8 protein-coding genes are annotated in these 17,354 nt (G+C 70.2%); all 8 read right to left on the reverse strand.

Annotation, left to right across the window (positions count from 1 at the left end):
* Positions 1–42: 42 nt before the first annotated feature.
* A complete protein-coding gene (locus ACYVLP_RS20135) occupies positions 43–2,181 on the reverse strand; it encodes a S9 family peptidase (RefSeq protein WP_460629102.1) in 2,139 nt (712 codons plus the stop codon).
* Between the two features lie 72 nt (positions 2,182–2,253).
* Positions 2,254–3,123: an SGNH/GDSL hydrolase family protein gene (locus ACYVLP_RS20140; RefSeq protein WP_460629103.1), complete on the reverse strand. Its 870-nt coding sequence runs from the start codon at positions 3,121–3,123 to the stop codon at positions 2,254–2,256.
* Entirely contained in the window at positions 3,116–4,231 is a 1,116-nt protein-coding gene (locus ACYVLP_RS20145; RefSeq protein ID WP_460629104.1) for an alpha/beta hydrolase, read from the reverse strand. The genes ACYVLP_RS20140 and ACYVLP_RS20145 overlap by 8 nt, the downstream gene beginning before the upstream one ends.
* Positions 4,232–7,729 (reverse strand): bifunctional lysylphosphatidylglycerol synthetase/lysine--tRNA ligase LysX, encoded by a 3,498-nt coding sequence (gene lysX / locus ACYVLP_RS20150; protein ID WP_460629105.1) that lies wholly within the window; start codon positions 7,727–7,729, stop codon positions 4,232–4,234.
* A gap of 243 nt (positions 7,730–7,972) precedes the next feature.
* Positions 7,973–11,368 carry an ExeM/NucH family extracellular endonuclease gene (locus tag ACYVLP_RS20155; RefSeq protein ID WP_460629106.1) on the reverse strand — a complete coding sequence of 1,132 codons (3,396 nt, stop codon included), beginning with the start codon at positions 11,366–11,368 and terminating at the stop codon, positions 7,973–7,975.
* Positions 11,369–11,504: 136 nt separating this feature from the next.
* Positions 11,505–12,452, reverse strand: coding sequence for a pseudouridine synthase (locus ACYVLP_RS20160; protein WP_460629107.1), 948 nt, complete (start codon positions 12,450–12,452; stop codon positions 11,505–11,507).
* Positions 12,452–13,555, reverse strand: coding sequence for a winged helix DNA-binding domain-containing protein (locus ACYVLP_RS20165; RefSeq protein ID WP_460629108.1), 1,104 nt, complete (start codon positions 13,553–13,555; stop codon positions 12,452–12,454). The genes ACYVLP_RS20160 and ACYVLP_RS20165 overlap by 1 nt, the downstream gene beginning before the upstream one ends.
* A gap of 64 nt (positions 13,556–13,619) precedes the next feature.
* Positions 13,620–17,237 (reverse strand): DNA polymerase III subunit alpha, encoded by a 3,618-nt coding sequence (gene dnaE, locus ACYVLP_RS20170; RefSeq protein ID WP_460629109.1) that lies wholly within the window; start codon positions 17,235–17,237, stop codon positions 13,620–13,622.
* Between the last annotated feature and the right edge of the window lie 117 nt (positions 17,238–17,354).

Raw genomic sequence — 17,354 nt, forward strand, 5'->3', positions numbered from 1 at the left:
GTCAAAGTCTAGGAGCCGTCCCACCAGCCGGGACGCCGCGTCTCAGGTTGCGGAGGCGCCGGCCGCGCCCCCGCCCGGCGGCGACGTCTGGTCCATGAGGACCGCCGTCTCCCAGGCCCACTGCCGCCACAGGTCGTAGCGGCCCGACTGTCCGCCGTGGCCGGCGGCAAGCTCGGTGCGGAAGACGATCGGTGCCGGGTCGGGCACGTCGCGATCGGCGAAGCGCAGCGCGGCGACCCACTTGGCCGGCTCCGTGACGTACACGCGCGTGTCGTTGAGGCTCGTCGTCACGAGCAGGCTCGGGTGCCGTCGGCCCGGCCGGACGTTGTCGTACGGCGCGTAGGACTTGATCAGCGCGTATGCCGTGGGGTCCTCGAGGGGGTTGCCCCACTCCTCCCACTCGGCGACCGTCAGCGGAAGGCTCGGGTCGAGCACCGTCGTGAGCGGGTCGACGAACGGCACTTGGGCGTGGACGAAGCAGAACCGGTCGGGGGCGTCGTTGACGACCGCGCCCATGAGCAGGCCCCCAGCCGAACCGCCTTCCGCCGCAAGGCGGTTCGATGCGACGATACCGGTCGAGATGAGGTGGTCGGCGCAGGCGACGAAGTCGGAGAAGGTGTTGGGCTTGGCCTCGAGCTTGCCGTCGTCGTACCACGACCTGCCCATCTCTGACCCTCCGCGGACGTGGGCGATGGCGAACACCCACCCGCGCTCGAGCAGGGACAGTCGCAGCACCGAGAACCACGGGTCGCTCGGGATGCCGTAGGCGCCGTACGCGCTCAGGAGGCCGGGGGCGGTGCCGTCGGCCGGCACGTCGTGCCGGTGCACGACCGAGATCGGGACGCGCGTGCCGTCCGCGGCGACCGCCCACTCGCGCCGCTGCCGGTACTGGCTGAGGTCATGGCCGTCACGGACACGCTGCTGCTTGAGCAGCGTGAAGGTCCGGGCCCGCACGTCGTAGTCCTGCACCGCCCTCGGCGTGACGAGAGACTCGTGCATGACCTGCAGCGTCGGGGTGGACGACTCGGGGTTCACACCGACGAGCAGCGTGCCGATGGGCTCGCCCACCTCGATGTCGTGGACCTCACCGAGGCCAGAGGGGGCCGCTGGGTCCCGGAGCACGACGCGGACTCCGGTGGCCCCCTCCCGCCGGAACGAGATCGCCAGGAAGCCGTCGAAGCCCTCTGCTCCCGTGACGTACTCGTCCTCGGTGGTGACGTCGAGGGCCTCCCACTCCTCGCTCGAGGAGCAGGTCACCGGCGCGACGGCAAGCTCGAAGTTGACCCGGTTGGCGTTGTGGGTGACGAGCAGCTGGTCCCCGAACGGCTCGATGTCGTACTCGACCCCCTGCCGCCGGGGGGCGACGACCCGGGGCTCGCCGAGCGGTTCCGCCGCGTCGACGAGCCGGAACTCCGACGTCGTCTTCGAGCCGATGGCGATGATGACGAGCCGGTCGTCCCGCGACGTGCCGACGCCGATGTAGAACCGCTCGTCGGTCTCTTCGTGGACGAGCACATCGCGGTCCGCCGGAGTGCCCAGCTCGTGCCGCCACACCTGGTACGGCCGCCACGCGTCGTCGACCCTGGTGTAGAAGAAGTGCCTCGCGTCGAGGGACCAGGCGAGCGACCCTCCGGTCCGGCGGACGGCGTCGTCGAGCAGCTCGCCTGTCGCGATCCGCTTCACGCGCACGTCGTAGCGCTCGTCGCCCTCGATGTCGACGGCATACGCCAGCAGGTCGCCTTCCGGGCAGACCTCGCTCGCGCCCACCGCGAAGAAGGCGTGCCCGGCCCCTTCGGCGTTCTGGTCGAGGACGACCTCCTCCCCGCTCGGCGGCCGGCCGCCCTCCAGCGCCGGTCGCTGCGGGTGGTCGGCGACGAGCACGCGGGCCTCCACGGCATACTGCTCGCCCTCGACGGTGCGGGAGTAGTACCACCACCGGTCGTGGCGCACCGGGACCGACAGGTCGGTCTCCTCGATGCGCGAGCGGAACTCGGCGAAGACCTGCTCCGACAGCGGACGGAGGTGCTCGGTCTGCTCGGTGGCCCAGGCGTTCTCGGCAAGCAACAGGTCACGCAGCTCCGGCGAGTCCCGGTCGGCCATCCAGGCGTACGGGTCCTCGACGGTGTCGCCGTGATGGGTCCGGGTGACCGGCTGGCGCCGGGCGGTCGGGGGGCGCTGCATGCGCGCAGTCTAGGTGGGCCGGCGCCGGTGCCCACGCTCGCCTCGTCGGGCGCCATGAGCCGTCATCGGTTCTCATCGGGCCCAGGAGTCGACAGCGCCCTCTCGCAGCAGGGTCGACAGGACCGCCTGCATGAGCAGCTGGTGCCCGCTCTGGTTCGGATGGTCGCCGTCGTCGAGCAGCTGCGGCGTCGGGTCTCGGTCGCCGGAGCTGCCCTTCAGCGGCGTGTACGCGTCGACATAGGTGGCCCCGGAGGTCTGGGCGACATCGTCGATCGCCGCGTTGACCGTCCGGGTGAGGCTGTCGCTTCCCGCGACGAAGTCCTGGCCGCGAGCGCGGCCGACGGCGCCGTCGACCGTGACGTTCCAGTACCCGACGACCGCGACGCGCAGCTCGGGGTTCCGGTCCACGGTCTTCACGGTGTCGACGATCTGAGCCAGGCCGGTCTTCAGACCGTCGATGGTCGAGGCCCAGCACGACGACGTCGACGCCGGGTAGCAGGAAGGGTCGTCCACCCGGCTGAAGTCGAAGTCGTTCGCCCCGATCTCCACCACGACGAGGTCGGCGTCGACGAGGTCAGCGCGGGTCGGCCCGGAGTCAAGATCCTCCACGACATCCGCGGTGGTCCATCCGTCGGTGGCGTCGTTGTGCACGACGGTGGGCCGGTGGGTGAGCTCGCTGAGTCGCTGGCCGAGCAGCTCGACGTAGCCCGTGCAGCCGCAGGTGCTCGCAGTGGGGACGGAGTCGCCCATGGCCACGACGTGCAGCTCCGGGGCGCTGGTGCCGCTGGCCGACGGGTCGCTCAGCGTCGTCCTTCCGGCCGACGCGGTCGTGGACGGCGACGGCCCCGCCCCGACCACGAGGGTCACGACGACGGCGAGGATCGCGAGCGCACCGAGCGCAAGGCCGACGTGATGGGCCTTGAGCCCGCGCGGTTCATGCATGGAACCCCGGCAGGGTCGCGCCCAGCCAGGAGAGGGCGCCGGGGACGTAGGGCGTCAGCACCGCGGTGCGATGGCCGCCGTGGAGCAGCACGACGCCCGTGGCGTCGAGCGGAGCCCGGGCCACGCTGAGGAACTTCGAGCTGCTCGCGTAGGACAGCGGGTCCTCGTGCGAGGTGAGCACATAGACCGCGACCGGTGGTGGGTCGGTCCGCGCCAGATGGATGAGGTCGTAGCTGCGCAGCGACGCCGGCGTGAGCGGGTCGTAGTACGGGCTGAAGTCGGGCCGGAAGTACCCGAGCAGGACGATCGAGGCGCCGAACACGTCCGGGTGCCGCATGGTGAGCTCGGCGGCGCACCAGGCGCCGTACGAGTACCCCATCGTCGCCCAGGACGTGCGACCGGGACGGGCCCGGAAGTGCTGGACCGTCCAGGCGGGGATGTCACGGGACAGCCACGTGTCGGTCTGGGGCAGACCGGGCCCGCCGTTGACGCACTCGGTGTCGAGGCTCGGCGGGGTGTCGATCATCGGCACGACGAAGATCGACGGCGCCAGCTTGTGCTCGGCGGTGAGCTGGTCGGCGGAGCTGAAGAAGTCGAGCTTTGCGAAGCCGGCCGGACCGCCGGGGAAGCCGTGCAGACCCTCGATCACGGGATAGGTCCGGTGCGACGCCGGGTCGTAGCCCTGCGGCAGGTACACGAGCACCTGTCCCCCGCTCCCGGTGTGCGGGTCCGTGACGCTGTACGTCTGAAGCCGCGACCCCGGGTCTGGCAGCGGGGGCAGCGACGCGGGCTGGACGACGCTGGTCAGCCCTTGCCCGTGCAGGTGTGCGCTCACGACGTCGCCCGGCGAGCCACCGTGGTGGCTCTCCACCTGTGGCGACCCGTTCTCGAGCAGGTCCGACCAGCTCGAGTAGAAGAGGTACTGGTCGTTGAGCAGGGCGCCGAACAGGCCCAGCACGACGACGTTGAGCAGCAGCACCTCGACGCCCCGGGTCGCCATCCGCACGACCGGTGTGCCACGACGCGGTATCCCGAGCACGATGACGGCGAAGCAGGCCACCGCGAGGAGGACGAGCAGCACGATGAGCGGGGTCCCGGTGAGCTCCATTCAGCGTCCCCCTCCCGGGCCGGCCGTCTCGAGAGGCCGGACGAACGGGAAGGTCAGGACCTGCCGGATCGAGGTGTTCGTCAGCAGCATGACCAGGCGGTCGATGCCGATCCCGAGGCCGCCGGACGGCGGCATCCCGAGCTCGAGTGCGAACAGGAAGTCCTCGTCCACCGCCATCGCCTCGGGGTCGCCGGCCGCCGCCCGAATGGACTGCTCGGTGAGCCGGTTCCGCTGGTCGACGGGGTCGGTCAGCTCGCTGTATGCCGTCCCGACCTCCATCCCGGCGATGACGAGGTCCCAGCGCTCGACCAGCCCGGGCACCGCGCGGTGCGGTCGGGTCAGGGGCGAGGTCTCCTGCGGGAAGTCGACGTAGAACGTCGGCATCGCGGTGACGGCTTCGACGAGCTCGGCATACAGCTCCTCGATGATCGCGCCCGGGCCGCGGTCGGCGGGCACCGTGACTCCGTGGGCATGGGCCAGCTCGATGAGACGGTCCGGGTCGGTCTCGAGGGAGACCCGCTCGCCCACCGCGCCGGACACGGCGTCGAGGACACGCACGACGGGCCACGGCGCACTGACATCGACGAGGTCGGCGCCCACGGCACCCGTCCGTGCCTGCCCCGCGCCCGGGATCGGGATCGCCTCTCGGCCATGGACTCGCCTGGCCGCCGCCTTGATGACCTGCTCGGCCAGGATGCGCATCGTCGCGTAGTCGGCGTGTGGCTGGTACACCTCGAGCGAGGTGAACTCCGGGTTGTGGGTCGCGTCGGCGCCCTCGTTCCGGAAGCTCCGGCCGAGCTCGAAGATCGGGCCGAGGCCGCCGACCAGAAGCCGTTTGAGGTGAAGCTCGGGCGCGATCCGAAGCGACAGGTCCAGGCCGTAGGCGTTGCTGAACGTCCGGAACGGGCGCGCGGTCGCGCCGCCGTGGACGGTGTTCAGCATCGGAGTCTCGACCTCCGTGAAGCCCAGGCCGCCGAGGGTGTCGCGCACGGCCGCCACGACCTGGGAGCGGCACCGCAGCAGGGAGACGGTCTCCGGGTGGACGACGAGGTCGGCCGACCGCTGGCGCAGGCGCGCCTCCGGGTCCGACAGGGCACGGAACGGCAAGGGGTGCAACGACTTGGCCTCCATCCGCCAGGAGCGCAGGATCAGGCTGGGCGTGCCGTTCCGCGACGCACCGGCCGTGCCCTCGACGCGGACGAGGTCGCCGCGGTCGACGAACCGCGCGAAGTCCCTGACCTCGTCGGGCGACCCGGCGGTGCTCGGGTCGAGGACAACCTGTACGGCGATTCGTCCGTCGACGAGGGTCGCGAACACCACCGAGCCGTGGTCGCGAAGGTCCCGCACCCGGCCGACGACCGACAGCACGGGGCCGTCGTCGCGCGTGTGCCCGTCGTCGTCCCGTAGGCCCACGCGAGGCGCGGTCGAGTGACCATCTCGATGCACGTGCGACGCCGCGAGGCAGCCGGTCAAGGGCCGGGCGGCCACTCCGACGCGTCCACCGCGCGTCGAGGCGAGGACTCGACCCGGGCGATCCAAGACCAGTGACTCCGACAGGAGTGCCGACAGTGCCGGGAGCGTCGTCGTCGGCTGACCGCCGCCGACCGGGAACGGGTCGCGGCCTGCAGCGCGCATGGCCTCCAGCCGAGCAAGACGGTGGCCGAACTGGCCCGAGCGGTGGCGCACCAGCGCCTGGTGCTCGGCGCGTGCCTCGACGGTTGCGACGGTGGACTCGACCAGCTCGAGATGCTCAGGATCCAGGGGGGCCTGGACGGCGTGGCCGCGGCCGGGCCAAGGGAGGAATCCCTCGGCGGCGCCGGCGGCCACGAGAACCTGCGGCATCGACACTGCGTCGTCGTAGCAGAGGAAGCGCGGCTCCCAGGTGGGCTCGAGCTTCGCGTTCGCGCGGTAGAGGCTCTCGAGCTGCCAGACGCGGTCGAGCACACCGAGGAGCGAGGCGTTGAACCGGGTGATGGGACGCGCGCCCAGTCGCGCCGAGTCGGCGAAGATGCCGCGGAACATGCAGAAGTTGAGCGACACCCGGGTGACGCCGAGCTGGCGCGACCGCCCCAGCAGCTCCGCCACGGACAGCTCGGTGACGCCGTTCGGGGCCTGCGGGCTTCGCCGCATGAGGTCGAGAGACAGTCCGGAGCGTCCCCAGGGCACGAAGGTGAGCAGCCCGACCACCACGCCGCCCTCCTCGTGCGCAGTGACATAGACGATGCGACCGTCCGCAGGGTCGGCCGCCCGGCCCAGCGCCATCGAGAAGCCACGCTCGCCGTCGTCGCCGCGCCAGGCCTCCGCCTGGCCCATCAGGGTCGCAAGCTCGTCGATGCTGATGTCGTCCTGGCGCCTGACCCGGATCGAGATGCCGGCCCGTCGGGCGTGTTTCACCGCATGGCGGACGGCCCCGAGAGAGCCGCGCCGGAGGTCGAACCGCTCGGGGTCGAGGATGGCCTCGTCGCCCATGAGCATCACGCGAAGGCCGGCAGCGGCATACGCCCGGGCCCCGGCTTCGCTCGCCGACAGCACCGCGGGGAGCCAGCCGAACTCGCGCGCCTCGGCCTGCCACGCCGCGATCGCGGCGGCCCACGCGTCCCCGGCTCCGACCGGGTCGGCAGACGCGAGCGACACCCCGTTGACGACGCGATAGGTCACCGCCGCCCGTCCGTCCGGTGCGAACACCGACGCCTTGTCACGGCGGGTCGCGAAGTACCCGAGCGAGTCCTCGGCGCCGTACTCGGCCAGCAAGGAGCGCAGTGCGACCTCCCGGTCAGGGGACCACCGGCTGCGCGCCCGCGACGAGGCGAGGAAGAGCCCGACCGAGGCGAGGATCGTCGCCGTGGCGAGCACGGCCGTCACATCGACGACGAACGGGGGTATGCCGGCGAGCGAGCGACGGCTCACCCCGCCGATACCGGCCAGGACGGTCGCGACGACGCCGGTGACCTGCCCCTGGGGCGCTCCCGTCGCGTCGAGCATGAGCGAGGTCACACCGAGCGTGACGAGCGTTCCGACGGCCAGTGCGGTCAGGGCCAGCCACCACGAGCCCGGCTGGAGCCGCGCGGTGAAGACGGAGTGCAGGCGCCACAGCCACCACAGCATGGCGATCGCGACGACCATCGCCGCCACCTCGAGGCCGCGGCTGAAGTCGCCGCGGGTGTCCCACAGCTCGTCGAAGGGCAGCGGTGCGCTGGGCAGGAGGGCGACGATCCCCAGGTAGATGCCCGCCACCTGGAAGGCGACGACCGCCCAGAGGCCGATTCGCTTGCGGCCCAGCAGGGCTCGCGTCACCAGGGCCAGAACGACGACCGACAGGAGCGTCGGTGCGACCGGGATGTTGAGCAGACCGAAGAAGAGCTCGGCCAGCCCCGGCCGGTGGGGGCCGCGGTCGAAGACGGCCAGCAGCACGGCGGCGAACGTCGCCACAGCGAGGATGGCGGTCAGCAACCGCGCGGAACGGTGGCGCGGTGGCGAAGCGGCGACTCTCTTGCCCATGTGAGGACGATGGCCCTCTCGGCTGGATGTCGGCTGGACGTCTGCAGGGAGCCATTTGTGTGTCGCCTACGCGCCCGGAATGCCCCGGCACGCGCCTCGTCGTGCCCTCGGCGTGCGTCTCGGCGTGCCCGCGGCGTACCCCCGGTCACGGCCTTCCGGTCGCCACGAGCGGCAGCGACCGAGCGTACGCGACGCGGCCCCGGAGCCGCTGGGACTCCGGGGCCGCACCGCGTTCCGGCTGGGTCAGTGCAGGACGACCTGACCCTGGACCGCCTGCGCCCCGCTGTCGTAGACGACGGCACCGCTCGAACCCACGACGACGACGCGCAGGGTGTCGCTCTTGCCCCGGTCGGTCAGCGTCACGGTCACCCGGTAGCCGGACTCGCCGTTCAGCGTGGCGGGGCCGGACAAGGCGGCCGTGTCGCCCGAGACGACCAGCCAGTCGAGCGACGTCGTCGCGAGGACGAACTGCGTCCCGGCCAGGCTGTACGTCAACGAGCCGTTCGGGGTCGCGGCCCCGGCGGGGTATGCCGCACTGAGCTGGAACGAGCCCTTGCCGGTGTGCGACGGGGCCGAGACCAGTGCCCCCTGGGGCGAGGTGACCCAGCCGCCGCCGGTGGCGAAGCCGGCGCTCGGGTCGTAGACGGCCAGCGGCTTCAGGCTCGAAGAGCCCGCGTTGCCCCACTGGTCGGTGACGGTCACGGTGACCGTGTAGAGGCCCACCGCGGCATACGTGTGGCTCCCGCTCACCGTGCCACCGGTGATGGTCGCGGCGCTGCTCGACCCGTCACCCCACGAGATCGTGGCGGTGTGCGCGTCGAGACGGTCGGCGTCCGTGAACGCGGCACTGACGGTGGCGGACGTGCCCACCTGAGTCGGCGTGCCGCTCACCGTACCGACCACCGGTGCCGCGTTGGTCAGGTCGAGACCGACGACGACGGGGTCGTGGTCGGAGATCCGGAACTGGTCGGGCGCATAGAGCGAGGCGATCTGGCCGGGCGACTTGAAGTCCGTGTTGTAGTCCAGCACGGATGGCTCGTCGGAGTTGATGTGCCAGTCGGCGACACCGGTGACCTGGCTGTCGATGGACGCCGACGCGAGGGCGTGGTCGAGGTAGCCCCACTGCCCGTCGAAGACGTAGGAGTACGCCTCCGAGCCGTTGCGGTCGGCGATGAGGTTGGAGTAGCCCCCGTCCTTGAACACCTTGATCGGGTCCTCCTTGGCGTAGGAGTTCATGTCGCCGAGGAGCAGGACGTCCGCATCACCGGTTTGCGTCGGGTCGGTGGCGAGCCAGGCGACCAGCTCAGTGGCCGCGTTGACTCGCACCTGGTTGCAGTTGCCCTGGCCGTCGTTGCCGTCGGGGGCGTCGCACTCGCTGCCCTTGCTCTTCAAGTGGTTCGCAACAGCGATGAAGACGCCGCCGGTCGCCTTGTCCTGGAACGCCTGTGCCAGGGCCGGACGGTTGCGAGGCGCGCCGTCGCCGCCGTTGACGAACTTCACGGAGTTCAGGGCTGCGGTCTTGCCGACCGGGGTGACTGTGGCCGGCTTGTACAGCATGCCGACCTTGATCGCGTCGTCACCCAGCGCGTCGACCTGCCCGGTCCGGGCGTCGGCGTTGATGAACGCCCAGGTGCCGGCACCGTCCTGCTCGTTGAGCCTGTCGACGAGGAACTGCACGGCGCTGGCGGTCCCGTAGCCGTCGTTCTCCATCTCCATGAACGAGACGACATCGGCGTGGGTCCCGCTTACGGCTGCCACCGTCTTGGCCCACTGCCGGTCGAACTCCACACTGCTGGTCGCCCCGCGGCAGTCCATCGGGCTTCCGTTGACCCCGCCGGTGCAGCCGGTGAACGTGTTGAAGAAGTTGAGCAGGTTCATGCCCACGACGCGCAGGTCACCACCGACCACCGGCGCCGAGGTCGGGCGCTCGTTGACAGCGGTGAACTGCGCCGAGCCGTCCATCGCGCCGATCGGGCGGAGCCGGTAGGCGTTGGGGCTCGCGCTGTTGCCGGCCCACGTGTACGTCATGACGCCGACTGCACCCGCCACGGTGTCACCACCGCGCAGCGTGTTGTTCGCCGAGAGCGGCTGGCCACCACGTCCCCAGACGATCGGGTCGGGGTTCTGGGCCTGCGACCCGTCGTCGATGATGAGGCGGCGCAGGTTGTTGGACGCCTGCAGGGCGGCCGCGGGCGCGCCCGGGGCAACGACGTTGGTGGGCTGCTGGAGGCGCCCGCCGGACGAGACCACGACCTGGCCGAAGCGGCCGAGCTGGAAGTGCTCGGTCACCGTCATCTCCTGCGGGACCGACACGAGCATGCCCTCGTAGCGCTCGAGGAAGATGTCGCTGGACACCGGGAAGCTGACCGGCGTCGGGCTGACCGTGCCGGTGCCACACTTGAGGATCGTGCCCACGGAGATCTGCGACTGTCCCTGGTTCTCCGCAGCCGTGCCGGTGACGCGGACGAGGTCGCCCACGCTGACCGTGTCGGCGTTGCTGCCCTCGAACACGAAGATGCCATCCGACGTGGCTGGGTCGCCGTCACCGCTCGGGTCCTGGAGGTAGAAGCCGCGCAACGCGGGGCTCGCACCCTCGTAGTCGGCCACGACGACACCCTGGGTGGTGCGCGTGCCCGTCAGGGCGACCGTGGCGCCGCTGCCCTGGATCGCGGGGATCGTCGTGTAGGGCTGAGTGCACGAGAGGTCGAGGGCCGTCGTGAAGGGGACGACGACATCGCCCGTCATCGCGTCCGGCGTCTGGTCACGGTCGGCGACGTTGGCTGCCTTGACCGTGAGCGAGCAGTTGTCGTTGACCGCGAAGTCGTCCGTCGGGTCGATGACGTATGCCGTCGGGCCGCCGGTGACGGTGCCCGCGTGGTCTCCGGAGACCGAGCAGGTCAGGTCGAACCAGTCTCCGGTCAGGTCCACGTCCTCTGAGAACGTCACCGTGACATTCGTGGCCCGGTTGACGGCCTTCGCGTTCGCGGCCGGCGAGGTCGAGGCCACGGCCGGCGGGTTGTCGACAGCTACGGCAGTGTGCGAGCCCAGCCCGTCGAAGGTGTCCGTGGCGAAGCCGTCCCACTCGACCGACGGGTCGAACGCGTCGCTGGTCACGGTGTCGCCGGCGGAGATGCTCGACTTGCGCCGGAGGGTGTTGTCCATGGTCGAGGTGAGGCCAGACCCCCACTCGTTGGTCGGACGGAAGCCGACCTGTCCGATGGAGTCGATGACGGCGCCGCTCTTGACCAGCACTACGGCGTCGTCGCCGTTGTACCAGTTGGTCGCGGTGCTCTGCTGGTCCGCCTGGGCCAGGATCGTGGAGCTGGCAGCAGCGTTGGCGAGCACGAACACGTCGCCGTTCGCGACTGTGCCGGTGAGGCCGATCGTCAGACCGGCGGTTGTTGCGCCGTTGAAGTACATCTGGACGCTGTACCCGCTGAGGTTCACCGCGGCGCCGGTGCCGTTGTAGATCTCGAGCGCCTTGTTGTTGCTGGTGCCCTCGATGTACTCACTGAAGAACAGGTCTGTCGACGCCGCCGAGGCGTTCTGAGCCCCGGCGACGAAGGGGACGAGTCCCACGGCGAGAGCCACGGCGGTGAGCCCGGCTACCCGACGCAGGACAGGACGAGATTGCGGCATGAGTTCCTCCCTGAGACCGGCTCCTCCGCGCGGTCTGCCGGTCACCCTAGACCGCGGTGACCCCTTCTGCGCGGCGAGCGCGGGACCGAATTGTGAACAGAGGATGTCCCCTGACCACGCCGGACAGCCCTGAGGCTCACGGCAGTTCGAGCGGCCAGGCCCCCGGCCAGGCGTCGAGCGTGCGGCGGGACACGAACCGCCGCGGTGACCCGTCGACGGGGTCTGTCAGCTCGAGCACGGCAGCGAGCAGCTGGAGGGGCGCCGAGAAGTCGTCCGGCGCGCGGTCGTGCTCGACCGGGTACAGAGGGTCGTCGACGATCGGGATGCCGAGGCCGTGCAGCTGGCACCGCAGCTGGTGCGTGCGGCCGGTCCTCGGTGTCAGCCGGTAGAGCCCGAGGTCGCCGCTGACCGCCGCGAGCTCGATGAGCGTCTCGGCGTTGGGGGTCGCGCCGGCGATCTCGCGCGCCTGGTGGGTGCCATGCTCCTTGAGGACGTGGGTGCGCCGGACGACGGGCAGGCTCAGGTCGGAGCGGAGCGGCGCGACGGCGAGGTACTCCTTGTGGACCCGCCCCTCGGCGAACGCTCGCTGATACGCCCCCCGCCACCGCGGCTCGGTGGTGAACATCAGCACGCCCGCGGTCGGCCGGTCGAGACGGTGTGCGGGCGTGAGCCGGTCGATCCCCGTCAGGACTCGAGTGCGGGCGAGCGCACTCTGCACGACGTGCCGCCCTCGCGGCATCGTCGACAGGTGGTGCGGCTTGTCGATGACCACGAGGCGCTCGTCGCGGTGCAGGATGTCCACCTCGAACGGCACGAGGGGCTCGTCGGGCAGGTCACGGTGCGCCCAGACGGCGGAACGCGGTACGAAGGGTGCGTCCACAGGCACGGGCACGCCTGTGGCGTCGACGAACTCGCCCGATGCCAGCATCCGGTCGACGTCGTCGGCGCTCAGATGAGGGGCAAGGCGTTCGACGAGGTGGTCGCGCACCGTGGACCACGGCCCGGACTGCGGCATGCGATAGCGCTGCGCGTCGACACCGTGGCGTGGCGGCAGCGGCGACGGCGGGATCCCGCCGCGTGCCATCAGTGTTCCTCGGCGCGCACGACCTCGACGTCGGTGCCGAGGAAACGGCCGTATGCCGCCGCAGCCCGGTCGACGTCGCGCCAGCGCCGCTCGGGCAACGTCCGGAACGGGCTCACCTCGACCCGCACCTGTGAACTTCGCTGCACCCGGCGCCAGGTGCCTGCGACCTCGCCGTCGATGACGAGCGTCGGCTTGAAGACCATGTTTCGGCCCGGGACGACCTTGACGAAGTGCTCCGGGGGCAGGGTCACGTCGCGCGACTTGAACCCGAGCAGGAACTCGTCCCACTGCGGGAGCAGGTGCACGCCAGCCGGGCCGACGGGTCCGCGGGAGTCGACGTGGCTCAGCCACACGTCGCCGTCATTCTCTTCACGGACCACCTGTCCGTCGACGAGAGCCAGCGCCTCGCGCGTGAAGCCGAGGGGTTTGTTCATCCAGCCTGCGAGGTCCTTCTCGGTCACCGGGCCATGGCTCCGCAGGTAGCGCGAGGCCATGGTCGCCATGGCCTCTTCACGGGATGGCTTGCGGGACAGCGGAACCCACGAGTCGATGAGGACGAAGCTCGGCTGCCTGCCGATGATCGGTCCCTGGCACAGCAGCCCGGTCATACAGTGGTGGCCGACAAGGTGATAGGCCCGCTGGCCGGTTGGGTCGATGCCTGCCTCGACGAGCAGCGCGATGACGTCCGGGCGGCTCATCGGCTCGGTGAGGTGCTCCTGGAAGAAGCGGCCCGACAGCTCGATGTCGGACTCCTCGAGGCCGAGCTGGGCATATCGCGTCGCGAGGGCCGTGCCGCGCGGGGCCGCGAGCAGCTGGCACATCCACCTGGCGTCCTCGGCCGGGACCCAGTGGATCGTGCCGCGCATCGGCCAGGTGCGCACGATCTCCCGGTCGTGCACGGCCTGCTCGACCTGCTCGAGCGTCAGGCCCGAACGGACGCCGAGCGACCAGACCCCGCTGGCGTAGTCCTGGGCTTGCAAGGCCCCGAGCTCACGGGTGACGGCCAGCGCCGAGGTCGGCGTAGCCGCAGTGCCGAGCGCCGGGGCCAGGCCTAGTGCCGCCATCCGCCGCCGGCGCCAGACACGCTGGTGCTCCGCCTTCACGTGTCACCCCCGCCGGACGGCATACCGGCACGGCGGACCCGGCATCGTTGGACCAGGCATCGGCTCAGGTGAGGCAGGCGGGCCCGAGCAGGGCCTTGAGGTCGCCGAACAGCGCTGAGGTGGCGTTGACCCGAAGCGAGTCGTCGAGGGTCATGAGGACGGACCGGCCCGGCTGGGTCAGCTTGACCTGCACCTCGGTGGCGCCCGGATGCTCGCGCAGGATCTCTTTGAGCCGCTCGGCGCGTGCCTGGTTGACCTGCCCGAGCGGCAGGGTCAGCACGACGGGCCCACGCGGGCCTTCCTTGATGTCGGGGATCGTCAGCTCCTGGGCGAAGATCGAGATGGAGTCGTCACGCGCGCTGACCCGGCCCTTGACGGCGCACACGGTGTCCTGGGCGAGCATCGTGGAGTAGGTCAGGTACGACGACGGGAAGAACAGGCACTCGATGGCGCCGTCGAGGTCTTCGACGGTGGCGATGGCCCAGAGGTCGCCCTTCTTCGTGCGCTTGAGCTGAAGGCTCGTGATGAGCCCGGCGACCGTGACCGGGGTGCCGTCGGGCTTCGGGTCATCGCCCATGAGCGAGGCGATCGGGGTGTCGGCGTGCGCCTGCAGGATGTGCTCGATGCCGAACAGCGGGTGGTCCGACACGTAGAGGCCGAGCATCTCGCGCTCGAAGGACAGCAGCGTCGACTTGTCCCACTCGAGCGCCGGCACGGGCGGGAGGCCGTCGAACGTCCCGGCCCCGCCCGGGGTGTCGTCGTCGGCACCGAACCCGCCGAACGAGCCGAACAGGCTGTCCTGACCGATCGCCTCCTGCTTCTTCACCTCGACGAGAGCATCGATGTACTGCTCGTGCACCTCGACCATGCCGCGCCGGCTCTCGCCGAGGCTGTCGAACGCGCCTGCCTTGATGAGCGACTCGATGGTGCGCTTGTTGCACACGACGGCCGGCACCTTGGACAGGAAGTCCTTGAACGAGGCGAAGGCGCCCTTCTCCTCGCGCGCGGCGATGATCGCCTCGACGACCGGCAGGCCGACGTTGCGGATCGCGGCCATGCCGAACCGGATGTCCGTGCCGACGGCGGCGAAGTTCGCGATCGACTCGTTGACGTCCGGCGGCAGCACCTTGATGCCCATGTGCCGGCACTCGTTGAGATAGAGCGCGGACTTGTCCTTGTCGTCGCGGACGCTGGTGAGCAGGGCCGCCATGTACTCGGCGGGGTAGTTGGCCTTGAGATAGCCCGTCCAGTACGACACGAGACCGTATGCCGCCGTGTGCGCCTTGTTGAAGGCGTAGTCCGAGAAGGGGACGAGGACACCCCAGAGCGCGGCGATCGAGGCCTCGTTGAAGCCGTTGGCCTTCATTCCCTCTGAGAAGGGAACGTACTCGGCGTCGAGGACCTCCTTCTTCTTCTTGCCCATGGCCCGCCGGAGCAGGTCGGCGTTGCCGAGGGTGTATCCCGCCAGCTTCTGGGCGATCTCCATGACCTGCTCCTGGTAGATCACCAGGCCGTAGGTCATGCCGAGGATCGGGCCGAGCGCCTCGATCATCTCGCCCTGCAGCTTGCCCTTCAGCTGCGGGTCGAGCGGGATCAGCTCCTGCTTGCCGTTCTTGCGCAACGCGAAGTTCGTGTGGGCGTTGACGCCCATCGGGCCGGGGCGGTAGAGCGCCAGGGCCGCGGAGATGTCCTCGAAGTTGTCCGGCTGCATGAGGCGCAGCAGCGAGCGCATGCCGCCTCCGTCGAGCTGAAAGACACCGAGCGTGTCGCCACGGCTCAGCAGCTCGTAGGTGGCCCGGTCGTCGAGCGTCTTGGACAGCTCGTCGAGGTCGATCTCCTCGTCGCGGTTGAGCCGGATGTTCTCGATCGCGTCGTCGAGGATGGTCAGGTTGCGCAGGCCGAGGAAGTCCATCTTGACCAGACCGAGCGACTCGCAGCTCGGGTAGTCGAACTGGGTGATGATCTGGCCGTCCTGCAGCCGCCGCATGACCGGGATGACGTCGACGAGCGGCTCGCTGCTCATGATGACGCCGGCGGCGTGCACGCCCCACTGGCGCTTGAGTCCCTCGAGGCCGAGCGCCGTCGCGACGACCTCCTGGGACTGCGGGTCCTCGTCGTGCACCGCCCGGAAGTCGCCGGCCTCGTTGTAGCGCTTGGACTCCGGGTTGAACACGTCGGCCAGGGGCATGCCCTTGCCCATGATGTCGGGCGGCATCGCCTTGGTGAGCTTCTCGCCCATGGCGAACGGGTGGCCGAGCACCCGGCTGGCGTCCTTGAGGGCCTGCTTGGCCTTGATCGTGCCGTAGGTGACGATCTGCGCCACGCGCTCCTCGCCGTACTTCTCGGTGACGTAGCGGATCACCTCGCCGCGTCGGCGCTCGTCGAAGTCGACGTCGAAGTCGGGCATCGACATGCGCTCGGGGTTGAGGAAGCGCTCGAAGATCAGGCCGTGCGGGACGGGGTCCAGGTCGGTGATCCCCATGGCGTACGCGCACATCGACCCGGCGCCGGAACCACGGCCCGGGCCGACGCGGATGCCGCTGCGCTTGGCCCAGTTGATGAAGTCGGCGACGACGAGGAAGTATCCGGCGTAGCCCTTCGAGACGATGACGTCCTCCTCGAAGGCGGCCTGCTTGCGTGCGTAGTCAGGCACCCCCTCCGGGAACCGGCGCTGCAGCCCGGTCTCGACCTCCTTGATGAACCACGACGTCTCGTCCTCGCCCTGGGGGCAGGGGAAGCGCGGCATGTAGCGCCCCTCGCCCTCGGTGAACGACACCTCGCAGCGCTCGGCGATCAGGAGCGTGTTGTCGCACGCCTCGGGCAGCTCGCGCCAGACGTGGCGCATCTCCTGGGGCGACTTGAGGTAGAAGTCGTCCGCATCGAACTTGAAGCGGTTCGGGTCCATCAAGGTCGAACCGGACTGGACGCAGAGCAGCGCGGCGTGCGCCTTGGCGTCCTCGGCGCGGGTGTAGTGCAGGTCATTCGTGGCCAGGAGCGGCAGGCCGAGGTCGCGCGCCAGGCGGATGAGGTCCTTCTGGACGCGCCGCTCGATGTCGAGCCCGTGGTCCATCAGCTCGCAGTAGACGTTCTCTGCGCCGAAGATGTCGCGCAGCTCGCCGGCGACGGCCCGGGCCTCGTCGTACAACCCGAAGCGCAGCTTGGTCTGGATCTCGCTCGACGGGCACCCGGTCGTGACGATGAGGCCCTTGCCGTACGTCGACAGCAGGTCACGGTCGATGCGCGGCCACTTGGTGTACACCTGGTCGAGCGAGGCGATCGAGCTCATGCGGAAGAGGTTGTGCATGCCGTCGTTGTCAGCGGCGAGCATCGTCATGTGGGTGTACGCGCCGCCGCCGGAGACGTCGTCGCGCCCGCCGTCGCCCCAGCTGACCTTGGCCCGGTCGGTCCGGTGGGTGCCCGGAGTGATGTATGCCTCGACCCCGATGATCGGCTTGACGCCGGTCCCCTGTGCCTTCTTCCAGAACTCGTAGGCGCCGAAGACGTACCCGTGGTCTGTCGTGGCCAGCGCCGGCATCCCCATCCGCGCGGCCTCGCTGAAGAGGTCGCCGATCCGGGCCGCCCCGTCGAGCATGGAGTACTCGGTGTGCACGTGCAGGTGCACGAAGCTCGGGTCGCTCGCAGGGTTGGAGCGGGTCTGCGAAAGGGCGGAATCGGTCGACATCGTGGACGAGTCTAAGCCTGCCCACCGACGCCCCTCGGCGTGTCGCGCGGGGTGTCGCGCGGGATGTCACTCCACCCCCACCGTCGGCTGATTCGAGGTACCGGTGTCGAGGTCGAG

The sequence above is a fragment of the Intrasporangium mesophilum genome, from assembly GCF_054783095.1.

What these genes read in the sequence shown, in the direction of transcription:
- ACYVLP_RS20145 (WP_460629104.1), bottom strand. Translation starts at nt 4,231, where the DNA reads ATGGAGCTCACCGGGACCCCGCTCATCGTGCTGCTCGTCCTCCTCGCG.
- ACYVLP_RS20140 (WP_460629103.1), bottom strand. Translation starts at nt 3,123, where the DNA reads ATGCATGAACCGCGCGGGCTCAAGGCCCATCACGTCGGCCTTGCGCTC.
- lysX (WP_460629105.1), bottom strand. Translation starts at nt 7,729, where the DNA reads ATGGGCAAGAGAGTCGCCGCTTCGCCACCGCGCCACCGTTCCGCGCGG.
- ACYVLP_RS20160 (WP_460629107.1), bottom strand. Translation starts at nt 12,452, where the DNA reads ATGGCACGCGGCGGGATCCCGCCGTCGCCGCTGCCGCCACGCCACGGT.
- ACYVLP_RS20155 (WP_460629106.1), bottom strand. Translation starts at nt 11,368, where the DNA reads ATGCCGCAATCTCGTCCTGTCCTGCGTCGGGTAGCCGGGCTCACCGCC.
- ACYVLP_RS20135 (WP_460629102.1), bottom strand. Translation starts at nt 2,181, where the DNA reads ATGCAGCGCCCCCCGACCGCCCGGCGCCAGCCGGTCACCCGGACCCAT.
- dnaE (WP_460629109.1), bottom strand. Translation starts at nt 17,237, where the DNA reads ATGTCGACCGATTCCGCCCTTTCGCAGACCCGCTCCAACCCTGCGAGC.